The 20,136-nt window shown below is 54.2% G+C and carries 13 protein-coding genes; 6 read left to right on the top strand and 7 right to left on the bottom strand.

Annotated features, from left to right (window positions below; all coding sequences use genetic code 11):
- Positions 1-137: 137 nt before the first annotated feature.
- Positions 138-2,798: a CBM96 family carbohydrate-binding protein gene (locus RBB63_RS17055; RefSeq protein ID WP_309386194.1), complete on the bottom strand. Its 2,661-nt coding sequence runs from the start codon at positions 2,796-2,798 to the stop codon at positions 138-140.
- Between the two features lie 426 nt (positions 2,799-3,224).
- Between RBB63_RS17055 and RBB63_RS17050 the strand changes: the two genes are divergently transcribed.
- The 5 genes from RBB63_RS17050 (at position 3,225) to RBB63_RS17030 (ending at position 12,975) form a co-directional block, all read left to right on the top strand.
- Complete coding sequence (locus tag RBB63_RS17050) at positions 3,225-4,634, top strand: GH1 family beta-glucosidase (protein ID WP_309386193.1); 1,410 nt, start codon at positions 3,225-3,227, stop codon at positions 4,632-4,634.
- Between the two features lie 39 nt (positions 4,635-4,673).
- On the top strand, positions 4,674-8,429 hold the full coding sequence (locus RBB63_RS17045; protein WP_309386192.1) for a hypothetical protein: 3,756 nt from the start codon (positions 4,674-4,676) through the stop codon (positions 8,427-8,429).
- 92 nt (positions 8,430-8,521) lie between these two features.
- The gene (locus tag RBB63_RS17040; protein WP_309386191.1) at positions 8,522-9,136 is read left to right on the top strand and encodes a hypothetical protein; all 615 of its coding nucleotides are present in this window, start codon (positions 8,522-8,524) and stop codon (positions 9,134-9,136) included.
- A gap of 4 nt (positions 9,137-9,140) precedes the next feature.
- Positions 9,141-10,658 carry a sulfatase family protein gene (locus RBB63_RS17035; RefSeq protein ID WP_309386190.1) on the top strand — a complete coding sequence of 506 codons (1,518 nt, stop codon included), beginning with the start codon at positions 9,141-9,143 and terminating at the stop codon, positions 10,656-10,658.
- A 22-nt stretch (positions 10,659-10,680) separates the two neighbouring features.
- The gene (locus RBB63_RS17030; RefSeq protein ID WP_309386189.1) at positions 10,681-12,975 is read left to right on the top strand and encodes a sodium:solute symporter family transporter; all 2,295 of its coding nucleotides are present in this window, start codon (positions 10,681-10,683) and stop codon (positions 12,973-12,975) included.
- 15 nt (positions 12,976-12,990) lie between these two features.
- Here RBB63_RS17030 and RBB63_RS17025 read toward each other — a convergent pair whose 3' ends face one another.
- From RBB63_RS17025 to RBB63_RS17000, 6 genes are all read right to left on the bottom strand, one after another.
- On the bottom strand, positions 12,991-14,301 hold the full coding sequence (locus RBB63_RS17025) for a sulfatase-like hydrolase/transferase (RefSeq protein ID WP_309386188.1): 1,311 nt from the start codon (positions 14,299-14,301) through the stop codon (positions 12,991-12,993).
- A gap of 808 nt (positions 14,302-15,109) precedes the next feature.
- Positions 15,110-15,748, bottom strand: coding sequence for a lipoyl(octanoyl) transferase LipB (lipB, locus tag RBB63_RS17020; protein ID WP_309386187.1), 639 nt, complete (start codon positions 15,746-15,748; stop codon positions 15,110-15,112).
- A complete protein-coding gene (locus RBB63_RS17015) occupies positions 15,745-16,167 on the bottom strand; it encodes a DUF5069 domain-containing protein (RefSeq protein WP_309386186.1) in 423 nt (140 codons plus the stop codon). Before RBB63_RS17015 ends, lipB begins: the two co-directional genes overlap by 4 nt.
- Positions 16,168-16,230: 63 nt before the next feature.
- On the bottom strand, positions 16,231-17,571 hold the full coding sequence (aroA, locus tag RBB63_RS17010) for a 3-phosphoshikimate 1-carboxyvinyltransferase (protein WP_309386185.1): 1,341 nt from the start codon (positions 17,569-17,571) through the stop codon (positions 16,231-16,233).
- Positions 17,572-17,633: 62 nt separating this feature from the next.
- Positions 17,634-18,065, bottom strand: coding sequence for a hypothetical protein (locus RBB63_RS17005; protein WP_309386184.1), 432 nt, complete (start codon positions 18,063-18,065; stop codon positions 17,634-17,636).
- Positions 18,066-18,145: 80 nt separating this feature from the next.
- Positions 18,146-19,078, bottom strand: a complete 933-nt coding sequence (locus RBB63_RS17000) for a LysR family transcriptional regulator (RefSeq protein ID WP_309386183.1) — start codon at positions 19,076-19,078, stop codon at positions 18,146-18,148.
- Between RBB63_RS17000 and RBB63_RS16995 the strand changes: the two genes are divergently transcribed.
- Complete coding sequence (locus RBB63_RS16995) at positions 19,077-20,120, top strand: CmpA/NrtA family ABC transporter substrate-binding protein (protein WP_309386182.1); 1,044 nt, start codon at positions 19,077-19,079, stop codon at positions 20,118-20,120. The two genes, RBB63_RS17000 and RBB63_RS16995, sit on opposite strands and share 2 nt — an antisense overlap.
- The last annotated feature ends 16 nt before the right edge of the window (positions 20,121-20,136 follow it).

Raw genomic sequence — 20,136 nt, 5'->3', positions numbered from 1 at the left:
AACCATCTCGCGCTGATCACTGATCGGTCTAACATTCGCCATACGCAGCGACCGCCCGCCGCCGCCCGGTGATTCGCTAGACAGGGCATTGGCTGGGATATTGGGTCGCTGCTAGTATGCTGGCTCATTCGCGGTGATCAGGGGTTGGTGGGCGTTCCGCTCCAGGCGCGCACCCAATCGACTTCGATGTATTGGCCATCGACGTGTGAGCCCAAGGCCCCCAGGTTGCCGTCCCAACCGCCAAGTTGAAGCGTGAGGATCAGGTATGCGGGGATGTTCATGATGCGGTCCGCATCGTAGGTTTCTTCGTTCTCGCCGTTGCCCCAGGTGAAGGTCTTTACGCCATCAATGTAGAACTCGATCAGAGCTTCATCCCAGTAAACGCCATAGACATGGAAGTCGCTTTCGGTTGAAGGAAACTCCAGCTCGCCGCTGCCCATCGATTTATGGTCAGCATTGTAGCCGTCCCAATGCAGTGCGTGTGAAGCGGTGTCTGGCCCCCATACACCGAGGTGTTCCATGATGTCGATTTCCATGCCTTGGCCACCATCGATCGTTTTGGTCGAAGCCGTGTTGGCATAGCCTTCGCACACGGTCATGAGGGCAGCGCTGCCATAGTTGGTGTCCGGGTTCAATTCGTGCGCGTGCGTGTCGGCGATCGGGTAATGAGTTACGCCGTCAATGATGAGGCGTGGGCGCACCGTTGGGTCGGTCGCCTCTCGTGTGTGAAGGCTGACTTCCTTTGTCGTCATGAACTGATCCGAGAGAACGAAGCTCACGACCTGATCGCCTTGCGCTTGCTCCAGAATGTAGTCGGAAACATCGACGATCATGTCGGCGCCGACCACGGCCTCATTGGCGATACGCTCAATCCAGATGGGCTTTGGGGCGGGCTTATTGTTCCACGTAAGCGTCGATTCGCTCCAGCTATCATCATCCAACTCCATGATGCACACGCTGTGCTTTGCGGCATCTTCGAGACTGGCGACATGGAGTCGCAACTCGGCCGAAGCAATGGTGCTGGGATCGATTCCGCTCAGATCGAATTTTAAAAAGGATTCAAAGTATTTGGCGCGGCGACCGTAGTTGCCCCGGTCCGGCATCATCCAAAATGCTGGCCAGAAACCGCCGAGGACCGGGTAGCGCATGCGCGCCTCGAAGTAGCCATACTGTTGGCGATATTTTTTGAAGGTGCTGATCTGCGCGCTGGTGTAAGTTACGTTACCATTGCCATCGTCATGGACCGTGGCGCTCAGGCGCAGCTTGCCATCGGCGAGCTCAACATTGCCGGGGCTCAGTTCAGCAATGCCCACGATGTCGGGGTTCATCGTGCCCAGTCGCCACTTGTCGCCATCGAGTTCCGTTCCCTCGAAGTTGTCGAAGAACTCAAGTTGCCAATTGCCCGCAATGGGCGGCGCTACCGCAGTGGTGACTTCTGTCCAGCCGTTGCCGATATCGTTCAGGATAAAGCCAAGTCCGGTCAGGTCGATGATTCTGCCGTTGTCGATCAGCGCTTGCGTCTGTGTGGTGGTGGCCTCCAGCTCCAGCACGGCGTTGGCATTGTTGAAGAACGCGATGCCGGTCGAGTAGTCGGGGAATACTTTGTTATCTGCGATGGAGACGGTGGCTTCGTTGATATAGAGGCCCCAGGTATCGCCATTGGAGTTGATTCCGAGGATGCGCTGCGCGAACTCAAACCGTCCGCCGCCGTCGACTGTCAGGTCGTTGCCAACTTGGGTGAGTGTGTCGGCGATGGAAAGCGTGTTGCCTTCGGGCGCGACCCAGAACGAAGCGCCAGCCAGGCGGACCTCGAGGTCGAAGGTGCTTACGCCGCTGCCTGCACTGAATACATCCATCAACTGGAGGTATTGGCTGGCGCTGGACAGCGTCCAACCCGTGTCCTGAAAATCGACGGCAAACACCGTCTGCGACGATGGCAAATTGACGATGCCCGGCGCACCGGTGTTGGTGCTGCTGAAGACCGCAAAGTCATCGGCATCTGGCGCCTCGCCTCGGTCCCAGTTCAGTGCGTCGTTGAAGTCGCCGTTTCCGTTGGTGGCGATCCACTCCGTGGCAAATTGAGTCTGAGGCATGACGGAAGTCAGGCCGGTGGTGGGATCATTTGTCAGCGCCAGGCCATCGCCATAGGCGTCGACGATGTCGCCTTGGGAAATCCAGTTTTCTACCTCTGATAGGGTGGCTTGCAGGATGAGGCATGAAGTCAGCTCTTCCAGATAAACGGCGCCCGCCGCGTAATTCGGATAAGCACGCTCATCGTCGATGAAAACCGTCGCGTCTTTGATGTGCAATGATCTTGGGTTGCCGGATGTCGGTATGCCTTTGATGCGGGATGCGAGCACGAGTTCGCCACCACCGCGGATGGTGAGCGAATCGCTATATTGATAGAGAACACTGTCCAGGACTAGCGTGTTGCCAATTGCCCAACTGGCATTGCTTTGCAGCTTAACATCGATCGAGAACTTGTTCTCGCCGATGCCGTCGCTACTCAAGTCGGCTAAGGAAATGTTATTAGCGCCGCCTAATTGCCAACCGCCGCTTTCGAATTCGATGGCATACACTTGGCGGTGTGCGGGGATTGAGATGGGTTGGGTTGAAGGTGTTCCGTCAAAAACAGCCGTATCGCTAAGCAAGTCGTTGGCGGGGGCGATAGTGCCTGTCCAGTTCAGGCCGTTGTTAAAATCGTCATCACCGGCTCCGCCATGCCAATGGATATCGGCAGCAAAGGCAGCGAGGGGAAGCGCGAGAGTGAGTAGGATGGGGCGGGGGTGTCTATTCATCGGGGTAGTGCTTGTTGAGGTTGAGCAATGCTGCGGCGCAAGGGGGTTGATGGCTCGCTTGGCATTGCCGTTGACGTGTCTAAAGTAACATTTTTCGACCGCGATTGCCAGTCGTTTACCGACTCGACAAGTACGCATAGCCGACTTGAACGGAGCTTTATCTGTGTGTGAGCAGTGATGCCAAAGGACTATTCGATCCGGCTGGAAGCCCACTGCTGAAAGGGGGTTGAGCTGGTTTGGCTGGTCGGATTGCTGAAGGTTGGCGTTGCTTCGCGCAGTCGGATGTTGGGATTCGTCGATGCTCGCTGACCGGTTGACTTAGCAAAATGACACGCATGGAGTCGGTTTTGCGTTCATGTCGTTGCTCAAAATCGTGTAAAATGGGCTTTTCTGATTCCTAAACCCTGATCGATACACAGCGACTTGATGAGCACCCAATACGACAACGATACCTTTCCCGATAACTTTCTGTGGGGCGCAGCGGCGGCCTCTTACCAAATCGAAGGCGCTTGGAATGCCGATGGAAAAGGCCTTTCGGTATGGGATGTTTTTTCCCAGAACAAAAAGAATTGCTGGATGGGCCATAATGGCAACACGGCCTGCGATCACTACAACAACTATCGGCAGGATGTTGCGCTGATGCGTGACATCGGTCTGGGCGCGTATCGCATGTCGATTTCCTGGCCGCGGGTTATCCCCGATGGCGTGGGTGCCGTGAACAAAGCTGGCCTTGGCTTCTATGATCGCCTGGTCGACGAATTGCTGGCTGCGGGAATCGAGCCATGGGTGACGCTCTATCATTGGGACATGCCCTATGCTTTGGATCGCAAAGGTGGCTGGCTTTCCACGCAAAGTCCCGAGTGGTTTGCGGATTATACGGAAGTTGTGGTCGATGCCTTGTCCGATCGTGTAAGCCATTGGATTACGTTAAACGAGCCACAGTGTTTCCTCGGCTTGGGGTATGGTAACGGCACACATGCGCCAGGGATGAAGCTGGAAATGGGTAAAGTGCTGCAAGCGGGGCATAACGCTTTGCTTGCTCATGGCCGGGCCACACAGGTTATTCGCGCAAAGTCCAAGCTTCCCGCAAAAGTAGGCTGGGCGCCCGTAGGCGTTTGCTATTATCCAGCCTCCGACAGCGAGGCGGATCGGGAGGCGGCTTACCAAGTGATGAGCGGTGTGTATGCCGATTCCAACTTTAACAATCGATGGTGGGGCGATCCTGCTGTTCACGGCCACTATCCGGAGGAAGGCCTGCGCGCTTATGGCAAAGACAGCCCCAAGGTGGAGCCTGGCGACTTCGACATCATCAAGCAGCCCATCGATTTCTACGGTTGTAATATCTATCATGGCATGGCGATTCAAGCGGGTGAAGATGGCCGCCCGAAACCCGTTACCCGCCATGATGGCTTTGCCCACACGCACATGCTTTGGAGCGTGTCACCGGATGCCATGTATTGGGGAACGAAGTTCCTCTACGAGCAATATAAACTGCCGGTTTACATTACCGAGAACGGTATTTCCTGCCATGACTGGGTGTCGCTGGATGGCTGTGTGCATGATCCGCAACGCATCGACTACATGCAGCGCTACCTCTTGGCCCTGAAGCGGTCAATCGACGAGGGCGTGGACGTTCGCGGCTACTTCCATTGGTCGATCATGGATAACTTTGAATGGGCCGAAGGCTACAAGCAGCGCTTTGGCTTGATTCATGTCGATTATCAAACGCAGAAGCGCACACTTAAAGATTCCGCGCATTATTACCGTGAGATTATTTCGCGAAACAGCATTCCTTCACCGACTCAAATACCTAATGTCGATTTTGCAACGGCATGAGATAAATCTTAAATTCACCCAACGAAATTCTACCCCAGTATGTGTAACGCAAGCAGTTATGAGAGGCACGCTAAAGCGAAGGGCTTTGCGCTGATCGTGAGCTTATTGCTCATGACGTTCATGTTTATCCTGTTTACCTCACTGGTATCGATGACGCAGATAGAGGTGCAGGCGTCTTCTACAGCCAGGCTAAAATCGCAGGCTGAGACGAATGCGTTGATGGGGCTACAGGTTGCACTGGGAGAACTTCAGAAAAATGCGGGGCCAGATCAGCGCATTACCGCACTTGCAGAGCTGGAATATCCCAATCCAGACTTTGCTAGTCACTGGGTGGGCGTCTATGGCAGCTCCATTGCCCCCGATTATGAAGCTACACCCGAGGCAATTGTCGCGCAGTTGACTGATCCGAACCTGATCAACCAGCAGGGCTCTTCGGCGAAGCTGCTAAGCTGGCTAGTCAGTGGAAACGAAGGCGCGCCTTTCAATCCGGCAACTGATATCGGGGCCGATGGTGAGATCATAAATGCTCCGGAAAATACAGACTTCAAGTTCTTACCGGATGCGACGATAAGCGTGCCAAGTGACGCGACCGCAGTTTCTAGCGATCTACAAATCATAGATTCACAGGGCGAGGCGCATGATGCGCGTCTGTTGGTTGGCCCAGGGAGCGTGAGCCCGCTTCACCCGTCCGACTATGTTGTCGCGCCATTGGTCGACATAGGGAACGCCGGTTCCGGTTTAACCGGCCGCTATGCCTGGTGGGTTGGAGACGAGGGCATGAAAGCGCGCGCGAACCTAATGCTTGAGACTGACACAGCGCAAAAGAAATATGCTTTTCGCAATGCCACTCGCAGCGCAATAGAGTTAATGGATCAGGCGGTGGAGGTTGATTTTGAAGAACCGCTTTTATCGGTCGATCAGTTGGCTGCCGCGCGAATTGGCAGCCGCTACGAAGCAGAAGCCAATTGGGAGCGGGCGAGTGGCTTAGAAGATTTAGCGCTCTTATCGCCAGACCAGAATGGTTTTCTGGATGTCATTAAACATCGTTACCATGACCTGACCACGTATTCCACATCCGTGCTATCCGATACCTATGCCGGTGGCTTAAAGCGTGACCTGACGACTTTGCTCGACGCGAATTATACTGCTGCCAACACCGACCAGACCTATGATGGGAACCGGCTGTGGACGCCTCATGCGGACGATGCGACGGGCTACGCGATCCCGACTTGGCGGCATCTGAAGTCTTTTGCGCAAACCCGCGTGGACCCCAATACTGGTAGCGTTGATGTTCGCTTACCGTCGCATGACAAGTCCGGCTCAGTGGATGATGTCGGCATTGCGCCGGTTTTAACCTACGTCTCCTTAGGCTTTCGAGCGGCGCCAGGTGGCATACCGGCGCCAGGTGTGGACATTAATTTGAATCTCTACCCGCTGGTCGTGATTTGGAACCCATATAATTTTACGCTGAAGGCTCCGGAAGAAGTGGAGGATGGAGGCAACTTTGAAGTAGGAATTTACCCAACTTGGAATGTTGCCGTTAGCTTGGATGTTTACGACCCCAGCGAACTCACCAAGTATGCCGAAGATGGCAGTGAGCTTTCGACCGAATCCTATGAATGGCGAGAGAAGGCGTCATTTGATTTTCTGAGGGATTCCGATGGCAATCATTCGAATTTAGAGTTCATGCGTTTCCGATTGAAATGCCCGGACATTCCCCCGGGGCAGAGCTTGATATTTTCGCTGCCGGCATCGTCAAGTGGTGATCTTTACTCGGAATCTAATCTGCCCGTGCTGGAAAATATAGAGCCTGAACCGGCGTCTTATGTATCAATTCCGATAGCCACTTTTGAGGAAGGGGAAGAGAACAAAATTTTCCGTTTGGCGTCGTTTAATTATTGGGGGAATTTTGCTGGAAAATGGCAGATGAAGGGCAAGAGCTTAGCGGATGGTCAGAACGGTCAAATGTATGTGTATTTCGGCGAGCCGTCTGACGACCGAGTCGCGATGAGCGAGAACCTTAACCAAGATTCAATTTTGTATAATCCGGCATCGGAGGATCTCAATTGGTATCAAACTCATCAGGGAATTAGCTGGTCGGGGAATGTTGTTAACCGCATGGGCTTGTCTACTGTGCTCGTGCAAAGCACCGATAGCGACGGAGGTCGGCGAGTGTTGGATGAGAGCATCATCTATGATGAGTATAGCGCGGATGATGGCGGAGTCTCGGTGATGCAAGGCCCGGAGCAGTTATTCTACGACCCGCCGGGCGATGCGCTGCCTCCTTCATATACCTTTGTTACGCAGGCGCTGTTCTCGGGTGACGGTTCGAATGCACAATATAATACAGGGCAGTTCATGTTTCCAACGCGTTGGGTTGCGCAGGGAAATATGCGGGCAGTTCGTACGGGCCGAACTGGACGGGACAAAGACTTTAATGTCCTCTTCACCGCGACGACGGGCTCCGAAGGAGTCACGACTCCCTGGCAAAAATTTCAGATCAATGAAGGGGATGAGGCCAATCGGGCCTCGGCTGGCAGTGGTCACGATTGGACGAATGGGGCGCCGGTAGATGCGACTTTATTTGAGGCACCCTATGGTGACGAACCACTGTTTTCGATTGGCCAGCTTCAACACGCCAACCTGTCGTTGGTTGGGGCGTATCCCTCGTATCCTATCGGAAACAGCTTGGCGGACTTTCGCCTGAACGATCAGGACTCCAGCACACCGGCGGGTTACCAGCTAGCACGCGCTGACGGCGCTACTAATGGCGGATTGCAGGCGGATATGATCGGCTATTACGACATTTCATATTTGTTAAATCGTGGGCTGTGGGATCGATATTTTTTCTCCACTGTGCCTGCCAGCGGCGCGATCTCGAACGAGCTCCCCAATCAGCGACTGCTGCGCTACGGTGAGGTTGATTTGCGTGACCCGGATCAAGCTGCCGCAGGTCTGTTGTTGGAGGGCGGATTCAATATCAACTCAACATCCGAGCAAGCCTGGCGTGCCGTGCTAGGCGGCCTGAATGACTTGGAGTATGATCCGGAAAACCCCGATGCCGCTAGCTCTGCGTCGATGGGCGCAGCCTTTTCACGTTTTCATCGGCCAACCGGCGATGATGATCCGAATGACCCCTGGCAAGGCTACCGTACGCTTACGGATGAACAGATTGGCCAGTTGGCGCACAACATCGTCATCGAAATTAAAAACCGTGGTCCGTTCACCTCGCTTTCAGATTTCGTGAATCGACGGTTGGTGGACAATCCGGATACGAACGACTCCAATGCCAACAACGAATCGTTCGAGCATGAGGACTTCCGCGGGACTTTGCAGGCGGCGCTTGATCGCACCGATGTGAACTTCCCGGTAAATGATGCCTCCCTGCCTTTTTGGACGGACGATGAAATGACCGATGTTTTGAAGGCGAACCAAATTTCGACTCACTACGAGAAAGAAAAAATATGGGGGGGCGATGAGCCCGCGCGGCCTTACAGCAACCGCTCTGCCTTTGCCCCGAAATACGTGACTCAGGCCGACATACTGTCCACCATTGGGAGCAATCTCACTGCGCGCTCGGACACATTTACGATTCGCGCCTGTGGTGAGGCGCTGGATCCGATTACTTCGGAGGTTGTTTCAATTGCTTGGTGTGAGGCTGTGGTCCAGCGGATGCCTGAGTATGTTATTAATAGTGATCCACCTGAAGGGCCGGTGAGCCTTGAGCAAAACCGTTTGTTTGGGCGTAAATTTAAAATCATTTCATTTCGATGGTTAAACGCAGACGAAGTATAATGAAGCGTTGGGCGCTAGGATTATTTTTGCTGGCGAGCGTTGCCCAATGTTTCGGGCAGGTTGAAGCGCCGGTAAAGTTCCGCCTCGTTTCGATGCACGATACGCCCCAGTTTTATTACGATTACGAAGGCGAGACAAAGAAGCTTTTCGTGAGCGCCGGATCATTCTCGCAGCTATACGAAGCGCCCCTGGATGGGCGGATACAGTTTTACGTTGAGGAGATTTCCGATGATGGATTACCGCCGGTGAAAAAGCCGGTAGCGCAAATGAATCTTCCCTCTGGCGAAGGCCCCTTTTTGGTTGTGCTGCGAACCGAGTTTCGGGATGGGAAGCCGTATTATCGGAGCGCCGTCATCGATGCATCAATCGAGCAGCATCCGGTGGGCGCGTTTCGCGTATTTAATTTTTCGGCGCGGGACATGGCGATCCAGCTATCGGGGCAAAGCCTACTGCTGAAGGCCCTTGATTCCACAGTGGTGGATTACCCAGAGGAGCGCAAAGCATGGCTGAAGGTTGCGGTGGCGGATGACGATGAAGGCTGGATCAAGGTCGTCAGTTCACCGCGGTCCGTTAGCTCGCGCACGCGAACAACTTTTTTCCTCACCGATATACCGCCGTCCGAAGGTGACCCAAATCCTAAAGGGGTTAGCGTTCGCGAGTTTCGTGAGCGTGTTTTGGAAACGGAAAACGGAATTTTCATACAGTAGCTGAATGACGAAAAATTCGAAACCTAACATACTGCTTATCACGAGTGATCAGCAGCATTGGATGACTTTGGGCTACAATAATCCCGAGATCAATACGCCCAATTTGGACCGTCTTGCCCGAGCAGGAGTCATATTTGATCGTGCATACTGCCCAAATCCAACCTGTACTCCTACGCGGTCCAGTATTCTGACTGGGATGTATCCTAGCCAGCATGGGGCTTACTCATTAGGCACGAAGCTGCATGAATCTGTGCCCACGGTGAACGATGTATGGCGTGAGCACGGATATAAAACCGCGCTGGTGGGAAAAGCGCATTTCCAGCCTTTGAGGTCTACAGAAGCATACCCTTCACTGGAATCATATCCGATTTTACAGGACCTCGCTTTTTGGAAGGATTTTAACGGGCCATTCTACGGATTTGATGATTTCAAGCTGGCGAGGAACCACGCCGATGAGGCTCATGTTGGACAGCACTATGCGCTCTGGCTGGAGGAAAAGGGAATTACAAATTGGAGAGATTATTTTCAAAGAAAAACGGGCAATGCAGAACCTCAATACGGGGCATGGAATATTCCTGAAGAATACCATTACAACGCGTGGATCAGCGAGTGCACCAATGAGCTCATGGAAAATTATGTGGAGAATGGCGCTCCATTTTTTCTCTGGTCGAGCTACTTTGATCCACATCCACCGTACCTTGTGCCAGAGCCATGGGCGAGCATGTATGATCCGGATCGCTTAACGTTGCCCGAGGGACTGGAAGGAGAGCACGAAAATAATCCGCTATTTCATAAACTATCCCAGTTGAACAATCCTGAGTTGAAGGCTTTGGGGCTGGCCACGGATACCTATTTGCATGGCGTTCACAGCCATTTGCATTCGGAGCAAGCCAAGAGGCAGGACATGGCGATTTACTATGGTATGGTGTCATGTATGGACCATTACATTGGCAAGACCTTGGATAAAATTGAAGAGCTGGGCATTGCGGACAACACACTCATTACTTTTACCTCTGACCACGGACATTATTTTGGGCAGCATAATCTCACTGCAAAAGGACCATTTCATTATGAAGACGGCGTCAAAGTGCCGCTGATCATATCCTGGCCTGGACAGACGCCTCAGGGTGTTCGATCCGACGCCTTGCAAAGTTTGGTTGATCTGCCGGTTAGTTTCTTAGCGGCTGCCGGGCTGGATCGGCCGAACTGCATGACAGGAGTAGACCAACTGGATGTTTGGCTTGGAAATCACGATGAAGCGCGTGACCACTGTATCGTTGAAAATAACCATGAACCTGGCGTGTGTGAACTGAAAACCTATATTGAGGCTAATTACAAAATCACTGTATATCGAAACTTTAGTGAGGGTGAACTCTTCGATTTGAAAAACGACCCGGGTGAATTTCAGAACCGCTTCAATGATCCTGCCTATGCAGACATCAAGGCGCGATTGCTCCAACGTTTTCTGCAAGCTGAAATGGCTAAGGAAGTCTTACCCATGCCTCGTGTTTCGGGCGCATAGTTAACCAGCTTAGAAGATAATCATGCATTGGTTGGATTGGATTATTGCGGTCGGCCCCGTAATCGTGGTCTTGGTGTTGGCAGTGTATAGCCGTCGTTACGTACGTGGCGTGGTTGACTTCCTGGCGGCGGGCCGTGTGGCTGGTCGGTATGTGATATCGGCGGGTGACTTAACTTCAGGGCTGAGCGTTATCACGCTTGTGGCCTTGGTTGAGGCTAAATATCAGGTGGGCTATGCGCTTTCGTTCTGGGAGTATTTGACGGTTCCGGTTTGGGTCATCATGGGATTGACGGGATATTGCGTGTATCGATTCCGCGAAACGCGTTCTCTCTCGATCGGACAGTTTTTGGAGATGCGTTATAACCGCCCTCTGCGGATCGTTGCTGCAGGCTTGCGAACTTTCTCGGAAATGGTGACCAATGCGATCGGGCCAGCAGTCGCAGCGAATTTCTTCATCTACTTCCTGGGATTGCCGCACCGATTAACGATTCTAGGCATAAACATGCCTACTTTTGGTTTGATTGTGGCCGCTTCGCTCTGTTTGTGCATGGTGGTTATCTGGCCTGGTGGTCGCATTTCCTTACTTATATCCGATGCGATTCAGGGGCTGATGAGCTATCCGATATTTGTCATTGTAGCTGGGTATGTCTTTCTGAACTTCGGTTGGAATGACACTATTGGGCCAGTGATGATGGATCGGGCGCAAGGCGAGAGTTTTATCAACCCGTTCGACATCGAGAAACTGCGTGATTTCAATATCTTTGCACTGATGGTGACGATCATGGGCAATATCCTGAATCGTGCGAGCTGGATTGGCAATGATACGACCAATTGTGGACGCACGCCTCACGAGCAAAAGATGGCGGGAATACTTGGCACCTGGCGCTCCCTTTATGCGCAATTGATGCTTCTGCTGATTGCAGTCATGATGATCGCGCTGATGACCCATCAGAAGTTTGCCAATCAAACTCACGAGATACGTAATGACTTAACGGCAAAAGTCGCAGAGGAATCTGTTGCTGACCCGAAACTGAGGAGAGAACTCAATGAACGATTGGCGCAAATCCCGGTCTCGACTCACGCGATCGGAGTGGATGTCCCACTATCGCGTGAAAACAATATTGATACTCCTTACCTCGAGACAGCGCGTGCAACCTTGACGGGAACTCCTGAAGGGAATCTTGAGTTCCAGAAATTCAGGACGCTCTATCATCAGATGATGTTGCCGGTAGCGTTGAGAAACATTCTGCCGATCGGCCTGATGGGCTTGTTCTGTCTGCTCATGCTGATGCTTCTGATATCTACGGACGACTCGCGAGTGTTTAACGCATCGTCCACAATCGTTCAAGATATCATACTTCCATTTAGGAAGAAGCCCTTTACGCCGAAGCAACACTTGATCGTGCTGCGCCTGTCTTCTGTCGGGGTTTGCCTGTTTTTCTTTGTCGTTTCGATCTTCTTTGTCCAGCTCGACTACATCATGATGTTCACTGTAATCATGACTGGGCTATGGCTAGGTGGCGCTGGCCCGATTATGATATTCGGTCTATATAGCCGATTCGGCAATTCCGTGGGCGCGTTCTGTTCGCTTGTATTCGGTTCCGGTCTATCGCTGGTTGGTCTCTTATTGCAGCGCAATTGGGCCGACAGTGTTTATCCTTGGCTTGATGCCCGTGACTGGATTGCTCCAATCGGCAACCTATTAGAGAATGTCTCCAGACCTTTTAATCCTTATATTGTCTGGCAGATGGATGCAGTCAAATTTCCGATCAACTCCTATGAGCTATATTTTATGGCGATGTTAAGCGGCATCACAGCCTATGTGGTGGGGTCGGCGCTTACGCAGCGTAAGCCGTTTAATTTGGATCGTTTGTTGCATCGTGGTGAATACGATGTCGCCAATGAATACAAGGAGCCGTTCCGATGGAGTCTGCGCAATGGTTTCAAAAAGCTCATTGGCGTTACGCCTGAGTATTCGCTTGGAGATCGCATCATCGCTTACTCAGTCTTTGGATATGCGCTGATATACAAATTTGGCATATGCTTCTGTGCGGTGCTCATATGGAATTTGATTTCTCCATGGCCAGCACATTGGTGGAGTCGCTACTTTTTTATAACGAGTCTTTGTGTGACGGCTGTTCTCGGCATTATATCCACTATATGGTTCTTGATCGGCGGCATTATTGATATTCGTAAGCTGTTCCGCGATCTTGCTGCCCGTATTGATGATCCCTTGGATAATGGTATGGTGGAAGGGCACGTTTCACTTGCGGACAAGGCAGCCTTTGAAAAAGCCAAGGCGCCAGAGGAAGAGTAGACGATTGAAGCCCTGTCACATCGAATTGTCCGTAGTGATGATGGTAAAATCTTGTTCTCCACTTGCTTGCATTCGCTTAATTAATCTACTGCGCAATTGCTCGCGAATGCCTGACCTCGCAGCATTGGAAATGAGATTGCGAAGCTCATAGGGATCAGTCTGTAAATCATACAGGCATAGCTCCTGGTAGACCGCTGCATGACCTTGGTCTGTGTATTCGGCAGGCGCGCTGACGGCGTATTTCCAGCGCTCGGTGCGAATGGCTCTCCCGGGAGGCATGTTAACATCGCCAAATTGAATAAAGCTCTCCTCGGGCAAGTGTCCACGCTCTCCCCGGGTGACTGGCAGAAGCGAATTTCCTTCCATGAAATCTGGAATGGCGATCCCTGCTGTATCCAAGAGCGATGCCGCGACGTCAACTAAGCTAGCGGGGCAGCCATGTTCGCCGCCGCCGTTCCATTTTGGCCCCCAGAAGGCTAACGGAATGCGCACCGAGGACTCATGGGGGCTGCGTTTGTATTCCGCGTTCCTCGTTTTGAAATGGCACCCGTGATCGCTAAAGAACACGACGACAGTTTCTTCTGCCTGCCCTGTGGATTCCAGTGCGTCCATTACTCGACCAAGCGAGTCATCGAGGCGCTTCACCATGGCGCAGTAGCCAGCCCAATCTTTTGCGCTGCTGCCACTCAATGCCTGGAGGTCCGGTGGAAGCCAATTGCCATGGTAAATCGTTTCCATGCGGTGAGGGGCCGGATAATTGTCATCTGCGTTTTGATGATGCGGCTCCAGAAAAGAGAGAAAAAGAAAGTAAGGTTTCTCTGAGTCGTTCATTTTATTGATGAACCGAATCGCGGCATCCGCCTGCGCATCTGAGCGATAACCGGGCAGGTCGATGGGGTCATTTTCAGAGTCCCAAAAGCGGGCAGAGTAGGGGCCGCTGACTAGCTCCGGGCAATTGGCGCCAAGCCATTCAGCATAGCCTCGTCGGTTTTCTGCGGGCACTGCTGCTTTCCCGGTATTTTCTGATAGATGCCATTTGCCGATATAGGCCGTGTGGTAGCCGGCTTCGCTGAACAACTCGCCCAGATTCCGCGCATCGGGCTTGAGTCCGATGCCGTTTCGCCAGACGCCCGTTGTCGTCGCGTATTGCCCGGTTTGGATGCAACTTCTGGCTGGACCGCAGACTGGTTGTGGCGTCACGGCTTCGCGGAAAAAAGTGCCTTGTCGCGCCAAGCGGTCAAGGTGCGGCGTCAAGCCCATCGGATTGCCATGGAGCCCCATGGTGTCCCAGCGTTGCTGATCGGTGAAGAAGACAATGAAGTTCATAACTGGTTTCGTTTCCCGAGTCTACAGCACGAGAATCAATCGCCTAAGGGTGAGCCGTTGGGGGATGGCTGACTTATTGTATGCGTCTGCTTTTTGGGCGTAGATAGATGCCAAACTATCGAGTCCCCATTTGCAGGTGAGTGGGATTCTATCATGCATGCCTATGCTTGTGTAGAGCGGAAACCGACTGGTCGTGTAATGATTTCCAACTGCGGTATGCTTGGAACTGGCCTCCTTTAAGGCGCCGTACAGATGAAAACGAAATGCTGGGCAAGCTTGGCGTGGAGCCAATCAGGTCCGGCAGGTCGTTGCGGACATCTCGCATCGTCAGACAATCGACAGGATCGCCGCAGATTATACCGTTTTCTGAGGGTTGGCGGTTCTCCAGGGGATCTGGCGAAGGCTAGTTGGCTGTTTTCCAAAAGCCTACTAAGCCTTTTTCAAAAAGCCTTATGCTATGTTAGCAAAACAACCGCCCGGTTGTTGTCTCAACACAGCACCGGTTGTTTCCCTAACACAGCATCGGTTGTTGGTCGAACATAGCAACGGTTGTTTGGTCAAAGCCTGGTAAGGCTTTGGGGGAGTCTGCTAATCCTGCTTGAAGAAGTCCGAGTCGATGCGCTTGAGTTCGTAAACCTATTCTACGGCTACGCCGAGGTTGTGCTCAGTCTGTGGGCTGCGGGGCAGGGCGTGCTTTTGTCCGCGAAGGAAGCTAAGTGGGTTTTTAAAGCGCGGGGAATGTTTTTAGTTTTGAACAGTAGGTCGCAAAGGAGGGGAAGGCTGGCAGTCGATTCAAGGGAGCGATGACTTAGCCGAAGATGGCTTGGAACTCATTCGCCACGACGGCCTTTACTTCGTCCATGGGGGGGCAGAGGTCGGCGAGTTCTTGCTGGAGGCTGGTGACGCTGCCGTCGGTAGTCGCGATGCCGCAGGGGACGATGTCGGCGAAGTGGGAGAGGTCGGGGGTGACGTTGAGGGCGAAGCCGTGGTAGCTGATCCAGCGGGTGACGGCTATGCCGATTGCGGCGATTTTACGGTTCTGGAGCCAGATGCCGGTCTTGCCGTCGCGGCGGTCGGCGGCCAGGCCGAGGACGCCGAGGGAGTTGATTAGGACTTGCTCGATGTCGCGCAGGTAGCGGTGGAGGTCTTTGCGGTGTTCGAGGGAAAGAATCGCGTAGCCGACCAACTGGCCGGGGCCGTGGTAGGTAATGTCACCGCCGCGAGTGGTCTCGGCCAAGTCGAAACCGCGCTCGGCGAGAGAGGCCTCGTCGAGGAGCAGGTTTTGGCGGGCGTCTTTGCGACGGCCGATGGTGTAAACCGGCTCATGCTCAGTGAAGATCAGCACGTCGCCGATTTCGCCATCGCGGCGTTGTTGGACGCGGTCGAGTTGGCGCTGTGTCGAGTCGGCGTAGCGGGTGCGGCCCCAGTCTTCGAGTTCGATGCTCATTCGGTCGGGCGGATGCCTTCGTCGTATTCGATCATTTCGAAGACGGTTTCCGGGTCGTACTGCTTCATTTCGGGATAAAGGTTTTCCATCGCCCACACGAAACGCTCATCCATCGGGTAGCCCGGGCGTCCGAGGTTGACGGCGATTTCGTTCCACTCGGCAATCAGCTCATCGCTGTTGTTGGGCAAGGCCAGGAACCACGCCTTGAACTCGGCGTCGGGCAGGTCCACCACCGCGAGCAGGGCGTCTTTGTCCGTTTGAAAATGGGCGAGGAAGTGTCCATCTGCCGCGACGGGGTGGCAAAACGGGCGGACATAGTCTTTGGGCAGTTTGCCCGCCTTGAACAGTTGAGCCTTGGATCGAATGCGTGGCAGCCAGATGCAGCCACAGAATTGATCGCGTGGAGCTGGTAATGTCATCCCGTTAATTTGACCGAATCAGTGTGCGTGGCAACTCGTTTGCGCGCAATAGGTAGGCGTGTTTTAGCCGCGTAGTTTGGCGAGGACGTCGAAGAAATTGGGGAACGTCTTGGCGCAGCAGCCGGGGTCGTTGATCGTGATCCAGGGGCGCCCATCGCCATGGAGATCGTGACTGCCCAGGATGCCAAAGCTCATGGCGACGCGGTGGTCTTCGTAGGTGTCGATGGCCAGTGGGGCGTCGGCGGTCTTGGCGATGAGGGCGGCTTTGTCCGGGTAGACCGTCATGCTGTCGTCGGTCTCTTCAACGCGTTGGCCGAGCTTGCGGAGTTCCGTGGCCATGGCGTTGATGCGGTCCGTTTCCTGGTGGCGGGTGTGGGCAATGCCGGAGATGGTCGTCGGCCCATCGAGTAGGGGCGTGATGGCGGCCAGCGTGAGGAACGTGTCCGAGATCGGGTTGAAATTAATGTCTACGCCGGGCGTTTTGCGTTCGCGGAATTCCGCCACGAGGTCGCTTTCTTCGACATTGAAAAACGCCCCCAGCGGCTGAATGGCTTCAATGAATTTAATGTCTCCTTGCAGACCGATGCCGTAGCAGCGTTTGAGCAGCAGCTCGCCACCAACCACCCAAGGCAGGATGGCATAGTAGCTGGCGGCCGTGGCGTCGGGTTCCACCACGTAGGCTGGTCGCGGGTAGTAGTAGGCGCCCCCCCCCTCAAACTGAAAGGGGCCAGTGTCGGATTCGCCCTGGGGCTGCACGCCGAACTGCTCGATCATCGCAAGCGTCATCCCAATGAACGGATGGGAAACTGTTTCGCCGGAAAGGGTGATTTTCAGTGGACCATTGGCCAGCGGCGCGATCATGAGCAGCGCGGAGAGGATTTGGCTGCTGGCGGAGGCGTCGACGCTCAGCTCGCCGCCGGGCATGCCCTTGGTTTTGAGGGTGAAGGGGAAGAATCCTGGTTCGCCGTGGTATTCGACTTCGGCGGCGCCGTGGGCGACCAGGGCGTCGAGCAGGCCACGCATCGGACGCTTACGCATGGGCGCCGAGCCATCGAGCTTGAAGACGCCATCCTTGCGCAGGCAGAGCATGGCGGTGAGGAAACGCGCGGCGGTGCCAGCGTTGCCCACGTAGATCTCGGCTTCCGCATTGGGGATTTGGCCGCCACAGCCGTTGACAAAGATTTCCTTGCCCGCCTCGTCTTCGCTGACGGTGACGCCGAGCGCGCGCAGGGCGTTGGCCATGATGCGGGTGTCGTCGCTGAATAGCGCGCCTTCCAGCGTGAGGGACTCCTTGGAGAGCGCCGCGAGAATGAGTGCGCGGTTCGTGATGCTCTTGGAGCCGGGCAGGGTGACTTGTCCGCGCACCGGGCGCGTGAAAGGCTGGATGGTCAGGGGATCGGTCATGATGCGAAACTCAGCAGTCAAGCGATCCCGGGCCGGGCTTCAAGCACGAACGGCTCGGCTTGTTAGAGCTTGGAGTGGAACTGTTCGCGCACGGACTTGGTTTGCAGCGCCCAGATGGCGTAGCCGCCGCCAATGAGCATCAACGCACTGATCAGCCAGAACATGATCAGTTGTGAGAGTGGCGCGCCGGAAAGCGCGTCTGGAGTGCGGATGACCATGAATAACTTACCCAAGGTAAAAATGAAGAACACGTAGGAGCAGGAGAGGGCAAAGGTCCGCCAGAGGGCTTTGCGCTTCAAGAGGCCCCAGCCAACGACGAGGAAAACCATGAGGAAGTTGGGCGCCGCCAAAGGCTCGTTGACAAATGATTGCACCGTCTGGATTAAAGCCAGAGTCCCAATGAAAATGAACGCCCACGCGACGTAAGTCAGGTGGTTAATCGGTTTCTTTTCGACGACGACTTCTGGTTCCGCTTGGTTTGGCTCGTTTTCCATTTATGGTGGGAGCATGTCGGATTCACTCCGGGAGTGCTAGTTAAATTTTCCCTCGGATCGAGGCCGCATAGCCGTTCAATCTACGCGTATTCGAGCACATTGCGCCCCAAGAGACGTTCTTTGGCTTCAAGGCAGAGCCCAATGAAGGTTTCTTCGAAAAGCGTCAGTTCGTGTTGGCGCGCCCAGTAAAAACGCCAGTCACGCGTGGGCCCGCCGTCGTTGATCGGGCGGAAGGTGAGGCTGCCGACTGTCTCCGAAACGCCCGCCACCCATTTGGGGGCAAACGCGAGTCCCTGGCCGATCTTCACCATTTCCAAAATCGCCTCCATGCTGCCGACTTCAATTAACTCCGCCGGGCGCACCCCCTGGCTGTGGAGCTTTTCCTTGATGATGGCGTCAGCGGGATTGTTGCCTCCGTAAAGGTGGAGCGTTTCGCCGCTGAGGTCGTTCAGGTCGACTTTTTCCTTTTCAGCTAATGAGTGGAAGGGGGGCATCGCGACGAGTAATTCATCTTGAAACCAGTCGAGTGTTTCGAGATCGGACGCTTCGGAACCAATGCCAAACGCCAGGACGAGATCGACTTCGTTATGCCGCAAGCGTTCGATGTTCTGTGTGCTCGGCGCCGGGCTGATGCTGATCGTGCAACTCGGGAAGCTTTGCTTGAATTCGCGAATAATCTCGGGGAGCACCAGGTGGGAGCAGGCTGGAGTGGCCCCAACGCGCAGACGCCCGCGGCCCCAGCCATCGAAATTGCCAATGCGTTCGCGCATGGACTCCAAGCGGGCAAGGATCTCCGTGGCTTCGCGGATGATGTATTCGCCCGGCTCTGTGGGACGGATGCGGCGACCTTCGCGCTCAAAGAGCCGATGACCGACATCGGTTTCCAGCGCTTTTACCGCATGACTGACCGCTGATTGCGTTAAATGAAGCGTCTTCGCCGCCTCCGTGAAACTACGGGTGCGGGCGACCGCAACGATGGTCATCAGCTGTCTTGTATCGAGTGGCGCTATCATGGCATGGAACTGGCTAGCAATCGCCATACCATTCATGGCGCTTACTCCAGATAATGCTAACACGATCAAGATCGGGTTGGTGCGGCTTCTTGATGCTGCGCCATATATCTTGGCGGGCGAGCTAGGCTACTACCAGGAAGCTGGCTTAAAAGTACAACTCTCATGGGAGCTCGGTTGGGCGACGATCAAGCACAAGATTGCTTATGGCGAATTGGATGCCGCCCATGCGTTGGCGCCACTGCCGCTGTCAATTTCCATCGGCTATGAAGTCGCGGCGCGACCTTGCGAAGCGTTGATGGTAACCAGTCGTATAGGCAACGCCATCACGCTCTCGAACAGGATACGAAGCCGTGGTGTGAATACAGCCGACGATTTTCGTGCCGAGGTGCGCTCCATGCGCGGGCAGCGCCTGTATAAGCTGGGCGTTGTGTCCCTGGATTCCTGCCATTACTTCCTTCTGCGTCAGTGGTTGACGAGCATCCGCCTGGATCCTAGTCGCGATGTTAAGATCGTCGTTATTCCGCCGGGCCAGGCGGTGCGTAATTTACGTGCAGGCACGCTGGATGGTTATTGCGTGGGTGAGCCCTGGAACAGCTTAGCTGTGCGTGAAGGCTTGGGATGGACAGTCTCAATGAGCAATGACTTGGCGCCGAACCATCCTGAGAAGGTCCTGTTGGCGCTCAAGTCCAAGATCACTGAACGCCCGCAACAATTTGAAGCCTTGGTGAAGGCAGTCCAAAAAGGCTGCGCTTATTGCTCAGACTCCGAGAACATTGTCCGGGTTTCGCGCCAAATGCGTCGCGCCCAGATTTTGGGAAGCACGGCGCAAGGAGTTGAGAAAATTTTGCGTGGCGAGTATGATCGCGGCGCCGGATTGGGCGTCTTGCCAGAGCCGGTCATCGATTTTTGCTCCAATGGAAGCACGGAGATCTCTGCGGCTGATGTTGCTTGGATAACCCTCTGCGCCAAGCAGGCAGAGTGGAGTGGGGTGCCGACTCAGGCCATTATGGATGCTTCCTCAAGCGCTTATCGATCTGCGTAACTGCACTATTTTAAGC

The sequence above is a fragment of the Cerasicoccus frondis genome (genome assembly GCA_031296915.1).
GTDB lineage: Bacteria > Verrucomicrobiota > Verrucomicrobiia > Opitutales > Cerasicoccaceae > Cerasicoccus > Cerasicoccus frondis.
This window is presented reverse-complemented; position numbering and strand designations above follow the sequence as displayed.